The organism is Streptomyces olivaceoviridis, assembly GCF_014650115.1.
GTDB lineage: Bacteria > Actinomycetota > Actinomycetes > Streptomycetales > Streptomycetaceae > Streptomyces > Streptomyces olivaceoviridis.
Window position 1 is genome coordinate 1 of sequence record NZ_BMUI01000072.1, and the last position, 7004, is coordinate 7004.

Sequence of the window (7004 nt, forward strand, 5' to 3'; positions counted from 1 at the left end):
TCGGTCTCGCGCCGCGGACCATCGGCGCGTACCTCTACCGCATCTTCCCCCGCCTGGGCGTGACGGCGCGGGCCCAGCTCACCGAGGCACTGCGAGACCCTCAGGCCGCCTGACCGAAGCGGGGGCCCCTCCGCCCGCGCACAACCCACCGAGATGCACCGGCCCGCTACGGGACCTGACCGCGACGGGGCCTGACCGCGACGGGGCCCCACTCCTCACGGGCACCGCCAGGATGCCGCCGGGCCGTCACGCGCCCCGACCGCCACCGGGCCCCACTCCTCACGGGCCGGCTCACCGAGGTGTTGCCGGGCCCTCACGCGGCCGGGCGTGGCCGTCAGTCCGCGCCGATCCTCGCGGCGAGCTGGGCGCGGGAGGAGACGCCCAGCTTGGGGAAGATCTGGTACAGGTGCGAGGCGACCGTACGGGGTGACAGGCGCAGCTGTTCCCCGATGGCCCGGTTGGTCAGGCCCCGGGCGGCCAGGCGGGCGATGGTGAGCTGCTGCGGCGACAGCACGCGGGCGATGTCGTCCGCGCCGGACCGCCCGTCCCTGGCCTGACCGGTCGCCCTCAGCTCGGACGCCGCCTGCTCCGCGCGGGACTGTGCTCCCAGGGAGCGGAGAACGGACTCGGCGGTGGCCAGGGGCGTGCGGGAGTCGGTCACGCGGCGCCGGCGCCTGAGCCAGGCTCCGTAGCCGAACTGGGTCATACCATGCAGCAGCGGCCAGGCGCCGGCTCCGGGTCGCAGCGCCCGGCGGTAGCGGACCTCCGCCTCGTCGTCCGGGGCGAGGACCGCGTCGGCGTACTCCAGGATCCGTTGCGGCAGGGGTGCGCGCCCCGCCCCGGTCAGGACCGTGACGTGCTCGACGACGGTCCTGGCGTCGGCCTGCTCCCCGGCGGGCAGCGCCGCCTCGGCCAGGAAGGCGAGCCCCCACACCTGCTCGAAGGCGTACGGCGCCGCCGGGTCGGCGAACAGGAAGCGCAGCCGGGCGTAGGCCTCGACGTACCGGCCGGTACCGGACGCGGTGAGGGCACGGGCCAGCGCGGCCAGGTTGAGCTGCCGGTTCTGACCGAGGCGCAGGGATGCCTCCTCGACCTCCGCGGCGTACTCCAGTGCCTTGTCGTGCTGTCCCCGCAACGCCGCGATGATGGCCAGCGTGCCGGTGGCCCTCGCCACCCAGTCGGGCTGCCCCGTCCGGCCGGCGATCATCCGGCCCTCCTCGGCCAGCGCCTGGGCGGTGTGCCACTGGGTGCCGAGCCAGATCTGGCCCATCGCCCTCGGTACGAGGAGCTGCGGCAGCCGCCCGTACCGGCCGCCGGCGCGAACGGCCGCCTCCGCCTCTTCGAGCAGCGGCGCCGCCCGATCGAGGTCGGAAGCGAGGACGGCGACCTGGCCGACCAGATGCTGCTCGTCACCGTCACCGTCGACCAGTCCGGGGGCGGAGTGCGGTGGCTCCGCCTGCGGCAGCGGGAGGGTGGCGGTCAGCGCCATGACGGCGACGTCCCGTGCGTCCCGGGGCCCGGACCTCAGGTCCTCGAACGCCCGCAGGACCATGTGGCGTTCGCCGGGGCCTGCCTGCTGCCACCAGCACCTGCGTGCCGCCGCGTGCAGCAGCTTCTGTGTGAGCGCGGCGTCCTGCGAGGCGACGGCGCGTGCCGCCTCGCACAGTTCGGCGATCCGCTCCCGGCCGACCGCGCTGTTGCCCGGCAGCAGATCGTGCACCCACAGCACCAGGGCCCGTCCGAACGTCCCCAGCTCGTTCGGGTCGATCTGGCGGGCGTGCCGGAGCGCCTGGTCCGTCAGACCGTGGTCGCAGGCGAGCTCGGCGGCGCGCAGCAGCCGTGCCGCCCTGCGCTCCGGGTCCGGGGAGAGACGCGCGGCGCGGTCCAGTGCGGCCAGGGCCACGAGCACGGCGGTGCCCGGACGTGGGCCGGCCGCCAGCGCCTCCAGCCGTCGCGCGAGTTCCTCGTCGGGGCCCGCCACGCACTGGGCCGTGTGCCAGGCGGCGTGGGGACGGCTGGTGAGGCTCTGCCCGAGCGCCTGATGAGCGGCCAGGCGCCGGGCCGCCGACTCCAGGTGCAGCACGGCCGGACGGACCAGCGGCTCGGGGAAGTGCAGCCTCCGGTTCTCCTCGACGCCCTCCTCGACGCCCTCCGCATCGAGTTCCGCGGCCCCGCCCGCCCCGGCCCCGCCAGCCCCAACGGCTCCGACCGGTTCGGCGACCAGTCCACGGGCGATCGTCTCGGCGAGCCCGGCGCGGGCCGCCGGGCCGCTGCCCAGCAGCGAGGTGCTCGCGCGCAGGATGTCCCGGGTGACCGGCGAGGCGCTCAGCGCGGCGGTGAGCAGCACGGTGCGGGCCTGTGCCGACAGCCCCTCCACGTCCTCCGCGTACGCCTCGGCCAGACGGGACGTCGCCGGCAGCATGCCGAAGCCCGCCGCGTCGCCGAGATGACCACCGTCCAGGGAGAGTTCCGTCAGGGCGAGCGGATTACCCCGCGCCACTGCGAGGACGAGTTGCTCCTCGGCGTACCCGGTGGCCCGGCCGGCACGGGTGACGAGTGCGCGGGCCTGGGGGGCGGGCAGGCTCGCGAGTGTCACCGCGAGTGCATCCGGAAGGGGCAGGACGTCGGCGGCGGCGCGCTCGGCGACGATCAGGCCCACCCGCGTCGCGCCGCAGAGCCGGGCCAGAGCGCGCAGGGTGTCGCGGCTCGCGCCGTCGAGCCGGTCGAGGTCGTCCACGCACAGCAGAACGGGCTCCGCCGCCGCGGTCAGCAGGCGCATCACCACTGCGGCCAGTTGAGCGGGGGACGGCGCGGCCGGTTCATACGTACCCGGCGCGGCCGGTTCACCGGTGTCCGTCACAACCGGTTCACACGTACCCGGCCCGGCCGGCTCACCGGTACCCGGCACAGCCGCGCCGCCGCCGAACGCGGCGTCCAGGAGGGCTCCTTCGCGGGCCGGCAGGCCCGTACTCCCCGCCAGGGCGGGACGCAGAAGGCGGTGCAGCGCGGCATGCCGCAGTCCGCGCTCGCCGGGTGCCCACGCCGTCGACAGCACACGTATGCCCTGGCGGCCGGCCGCCGCCGCGGCGAAGCGGATGACGGCGGACTTGCCGGTGCCCGGGGCGCCGCTCAGGTGGAGCACCCGCCCCTCGCCGCGGGGCAGGGCCGTCAGCAGCGCGGCCACCATCTTCCGTTCCCGCTCCCGGCCGAGCAGGCCGGTGCCGTCCGAACCGACGTCGTACGAGCCGATGTGCGCGCTCATCCCGTGCCCTCCCACACTCCCCCGACGCACCGCGGGTGCGTCCGCAGCCGTCCTCGCGCGCGCGTGCCCACCTCCCGCACGCGCGTCCACCGCCCCTTCGCATGTTGTCCGCCCACACCCTCACCCGCATCACGCATATGTGCCAGAACCAGGACGCGTGCTCACTCACATGTCCGCTCGTCCGGGAACGCGCTGTCCGCGCCCGCCGCCGCGTAGAGGTCGCGGATGCTGACGTCGGCTCCGAACTCCAGACGGCCGAAGACCCAGTCGATCGGGTGGCACTCCCGTGCGTCGGGCAGCTCCACGACGATGGGGACGGCCTCGGGGCGGGCGGCCGGGGCGTGCCGCCAGGCTCCGCCGATGTGACGCGTCAGGATCTCGCCGACGTAACAGCCGAAGGCGACGAGGGATTCCGCCATGTCCTCGCCGCTCACGCCTTCGGCCCGGAAACCGTCGACGATGTCCTCCACCAGGTCGATGCTCTCCGGACTGTAGTCCAGCTCCGCACCGCTGATGTCGGCCGCCGCCGCGACGATGGCAGCGGCGTGCCGGGGCGCGTTGGCGGGCTCCAGCGGGGGGTTCAGGTGCAGCTGCATGTCGGTCCTCGGGCTGTTTGCCGTCAATGGCGTCGAGGCTAACCGCACAACACCCGGGGGGACATGCTCACTGCCCGGATCGATATGGAACGTGGTGGTCCAGGCGTGCGGGACGAAGGTGCCCCGTGGTGCCACGTTTGCAGTCGATCGACTCATGCTGCGGGGGGCCGCACCTGTCAGAGTCAGGCCCGACGCAACCCACGAAAGGATCTCAGTGTGGCACGTTCTCGCGGATTCGACACCGACGCGGCAGTGGAGCAGGCCATGGACCTGTTCTGGAAACAGGGCTACCGCGCCACGCCGATGCCACGGCTGACGGAGCTGCTGGGAATCGGCAGCGGCAGCCTGTACGCCGCCTTCGGATCGAAGGACGGTCTCTACGCCCAGGCCTTACGACGCTACTGCGAAGGTCTGGTGGCGGCGCTGGACCGGGACGTGCGGGCGGGGGACGACATCCGCACGGCGTTGCGGCGGTTGCTGCTCGCGATGGTGACGGCCGACGCCGCCGACCCGGAACGTGGCTGCCTGCTGGTCAACGCGATCGTCGAACGCGCGGCCCACGACGGCACCGTGCAGCAGGTCCGCACGGCCATGACCGCCATCGAGGCCGTGCTGGCCGAGGCGCTCGAACGCGCCCGGGTGCGCGGAGAGCTGTCCGGCGAGCGCAGTCCGGTGGAAGTGGCGCGCTTCCTCACCACGTTCATCCAGGGTCTGCACGTCATGAGCCAGGCGCGCGCCGACCGGGCGTTCCTGGAGCCGGCCGTCGCCGTGGCCCTGCGGGTTCTCGACTGAGACCTCGTGGCCGTCGGTCATGTCGTCCCCACCCGGTCCCTCCGGTCCCCGAGCCGGCCCGCGAACGGGACGGGCCCGTCGTCCCTCCGTCGCCGGGCGGCAGTCAAACGACTGATTCCCCGCAGGCCCGCGGCTTCGACACTGAGGGCACTGGCGACATCGGGAAAGGAACCGCACACCCATGACGGTCATCGACAGCCCACTGCCGGACAAGGAGCGCGAGATCGCGGGGAGCGCCCTCCAGGCGACCCTGGTCGACCTGCTCGACCTGTCCCTGGTGGCCAAGCAGGCGCACTGGAACCTGTACGGGCCACGCTTCCGTTCCATCCATCTCCAGCTCGACGAGGTGGTCACCACCGCACGCGACTACGCCGACGTGGTGGCCGAACGCGCCGCCGCGCTGGGGGTCAGCCCGGACGGGCGGACCACCACCATCACCGCCACCAGCGGTGTGCCCGCCTTCGCGCCGGGCTGGACGAAGGACGTCGACGCCGTCGAGGCCCTGGTACGGGCGTTCGCCGCCGTCATCGGACGGGTGCGGGAACGCATCGAGGAGACCGGCCCGGCCGATGCCGTGACCCAGGACCTGCTGATCGGCCTGACCGCCGACCTGGAGAAGCAGAGCTGGATGTTCCAGGCCGAGAACCGGCGCTGAGGGGCCACGGTGACGGTCCCGTACCCGGGGCTGAGGGGCCACGGTGACGGTCCCGTACCCGGGGCTGAGGGGCCACAGGGACGGTCCCGTGCCCGGGGCTGAGGGGCCACAGGGACGGTCCCGTACGCGGGGCCGTCCCGCATGAACACGTGTGCCCGCCTGTCGGGGCGCGTGACCGTCACTGCCGTCACAGTCGACGACGTGCCCGCAGGGCGGCTGCCTTGACGCGGTTCCCGCAGGTCCGCATCGCACACCATTCCCTCCGGCGGCCCCGGGAGCGGTCGAGGTAGACCTGTGTGCAGTCGGGGTGTCCGCACTCGCGGAGCAGCGCCGCGTCGGGGCCCGCGACGATCTCGACCGCCTCGCGCGCCAGGTCGGCCAGGGCCTGGGCGGCCGTACCGGAACGGCTCGTGCCGACGGGCCCCAGGCACAGGGCCACCGGCAGCCCGGCCGCCCGCCGGTTCACCGCGGTGACCGCGCCGGCGGGAAGGGGAGTGCCGATGAGCCGAGCCCGCACCAGCAGGTAGATCGCCTCCCGCAGCTCCACGGCCGCGCGCAGGTCCGCGCGGTCGGATGCGGGCCGCTCGTCGAGCAGCCCGGATTCCACGAACCAGGAGTCGAGCAGCCCGGGGGAGCCGATCCGCTCGATCGGGACCGGCGCACGCCGCTCCTGCAAGGTGCCCACGAAGTCGAGGGTGGGCGTCCCGCACGGAAACACATGTCTCACATGATCCTCCTGACACGGTAAGGGACGCCCTTCCAGAGTAACCGCCTTGACAGGTGACGCGGGACCATGGGAGTCTCTCGTCACCGGTCAGAACAGTTACTTCTTGGTGAGGAAACCATGGCAGTCGTACGGTTCCATCTCGTCTCCACGCTCAGCCCGAAGGACGTGCTGGGAGTGCTGACCGACTTCGGTCCCTCCCGGGCGACGGCCTGGCCGACGATCGACACCGAACACTTCGAGGTCCACGGCCTCGGCGACACCTGGGCCGAGGTCACCGAAGGCACCGCCGCCGCCTGGGAGCGCGCGCGCTACGACTGGGAACCGGACGGTGACACGGTCACCATCACCACCCTCGACTCAAAGCTCTTCGGAGCCGGCGGCGGCTGGGTCTTCCGGATGACCCCCGAGGGCGACGGCACCCGGGTCGACGTCGAGTTGACGCGGCAGCCGAGCACCTTCAAGGGCAAGGTGCTCGCCTCGCTCCTGCCCCTCGCCGCCCCTTCGTCCCTGCGCAAGTCCTTCGCGGGCCCTCTCCAGGCGAAGTGAGCCGCCCGCGGGCCCGGACACACCTCATACGTATGGCGGGTTCGCATGCCGAAGGGGCCGACAGCACGTGCTGTCGGCCCCTTCGGCATGTGAACCGGCGACGGCTCAGCCGGCCGCGGTGAGGTGGGTGGTGTAGAAGTCGGTGAGCTTGTCGATGGCGGGGTCGATGTACTGCTTCTTGTCGTAGAGGTCGACGTGGCTGGCGCCTTCGATGCGGTGCAGTTCCTTGGGGCCGGTGGCGCGCTGGTGTGCCTCGACGGCCATCCAGGCGGTGACGGCACGCTCGCCGATGATCTGGAGCATCGGGCGGGGACCGATCAGCGGGACGGCGAAGAAGGCGTCGAAGGAGGCCAGCTTGTCGACGCTCTGCCACACGAAGTACTTCGCGGACCGCTCGTGCTCACCGCGTGAGGTGCAGTAGTACTC

At 73.0% G+C, this 7004-nt stretch carries 7 protein-coding genes; 3 read left to right on the top strand and 4 right to left on the bottom strand.

The annotated features are described in order from the left end of the window. Positions 1–334: 334 nt before the first annotated feature. Together IE273_RS42640 and IE273_RS42645 are read right to left on the bottom strand one after the other, a co-directional pair. Positions 335–3262 carry a helix-turn-helix transcriptional regulator gene (locus tag IE273_RS42640; RefSeq protein WP_189820485.1) on the bottom strand — a complete coding sequence of 976 codons (2928 nt, stop codon included), beginning with the start codon at positions 3260–3262 and terminating at the stop codon, positions 335–337. A gap of 161 nt (positions 3263–3423) precedes the next feature. Further along, the gene (locus tag IE273_RS42645; protein ID WP_189820486.1) at positions 3424–3858 is read right to left on the bottom strand and encodes a hypothetical protein; all 435 of its coding nucleotides are present in this window, start codon (positions 3856–3858) and stop codon (positions 3424–3426) included. Between the two features lie 216 nt (positions 3859–4074). Between IE273_RS42645 and IE273_RS42650 the strand changes: the two genes are divergently transcribed. Then, positions 4075–4650, top strand: a complete 576-nt coding sequence (locus IE273_RS42650; RefSeq protein WP_229888138.1) for a TetR/AcrR family transcriptional regulator — start codon at positions 4075–4077, stop codon at positions 4648–4650. A gap of 181 nt (positions 4651–4831) precedes the next feature. Further along, positions 4832–5305 (top strand): Dps family protein, encoded by a 474-nt coding sequence (locus IE273_RS42655; protein WP_189820487.1) that lies wholly within the window; start codon positions 4832–4834, stop codon positions 5303–5305. A 187-nt stretch (positions 5306–5492) separates the two neighbouring features. Here the strand turns inward: IE273_RS42655 and IE273_RS42660 are convergent, their stop codons facing one another. After that, positions 5493–6032, bottom strand: coding sequence for a CGNR zinc finger domain-containing protein (locus IE273_RS42660; RefSeq protein ID WP_189820488.1), 540 nt, complete (start codon positions 6030–6032; stop codon positions 5493–5495). Positions 6033–6149: 117 nt separating this feature from the next. Here IE273_RS42660 and IE273_RS42665 point away from each other — a divergent pair, with 117 nt between their 5' ends. Further along, positions 6150–6578, top strand: coding sequence for an SRPBCC family protein (locus IE273_RS42665; RefSeq protein WP_189820489.1), 429 nt, complete (start codon positions 6150–6152; stop codon positions 6576–6578). Between the two features lie 105 nt (positions 6579–6683). On the opposite strand, the gene IE273_RS42670 is transcribed toward IE273_RS42665, so the two are convergent. After that, positions 6684–7004 (bottom strand): alpha/beta hydrolase (locus IE273_RS42670; RefSeq protein ID WP_189820490.1); only part of this gene is annotated, 321 nt, incomplete at its 5' end.

Excerpts from the sequence above, each read along its gene's own strand:
- IE273_RS42640 (WP_189820485.1), bottom strand. The coding sequence starts at position 3,262 with ATGAGCGCGCACATCGGCTCGTACGACGTCGGTTCGGACGGCACCGGC.
- IE273_RS42645 (WP_189820486.1), bottom strand. The coding sequence starts at position 3,858 with ATGCAGCTGCACCTGAACCCCCCGCTGGAGCCCGCCAACGCGCCCCGG.
- IE273_RS42655 (WP_189820487.1), top strand. The coding sequence starts at position 4,832 with ATGACGGTCATCGACAGCCCACTGCCGGACAAGGAGCGCGAGATCGCG.
- IE273_RS42665 (WP_189820489.1), top strand. The coding sequence starts at position 6,150 with ATGGCAGTCGTACGGTTCCATCTCGTCTCCACGCTCAGCCCGAAGGAC.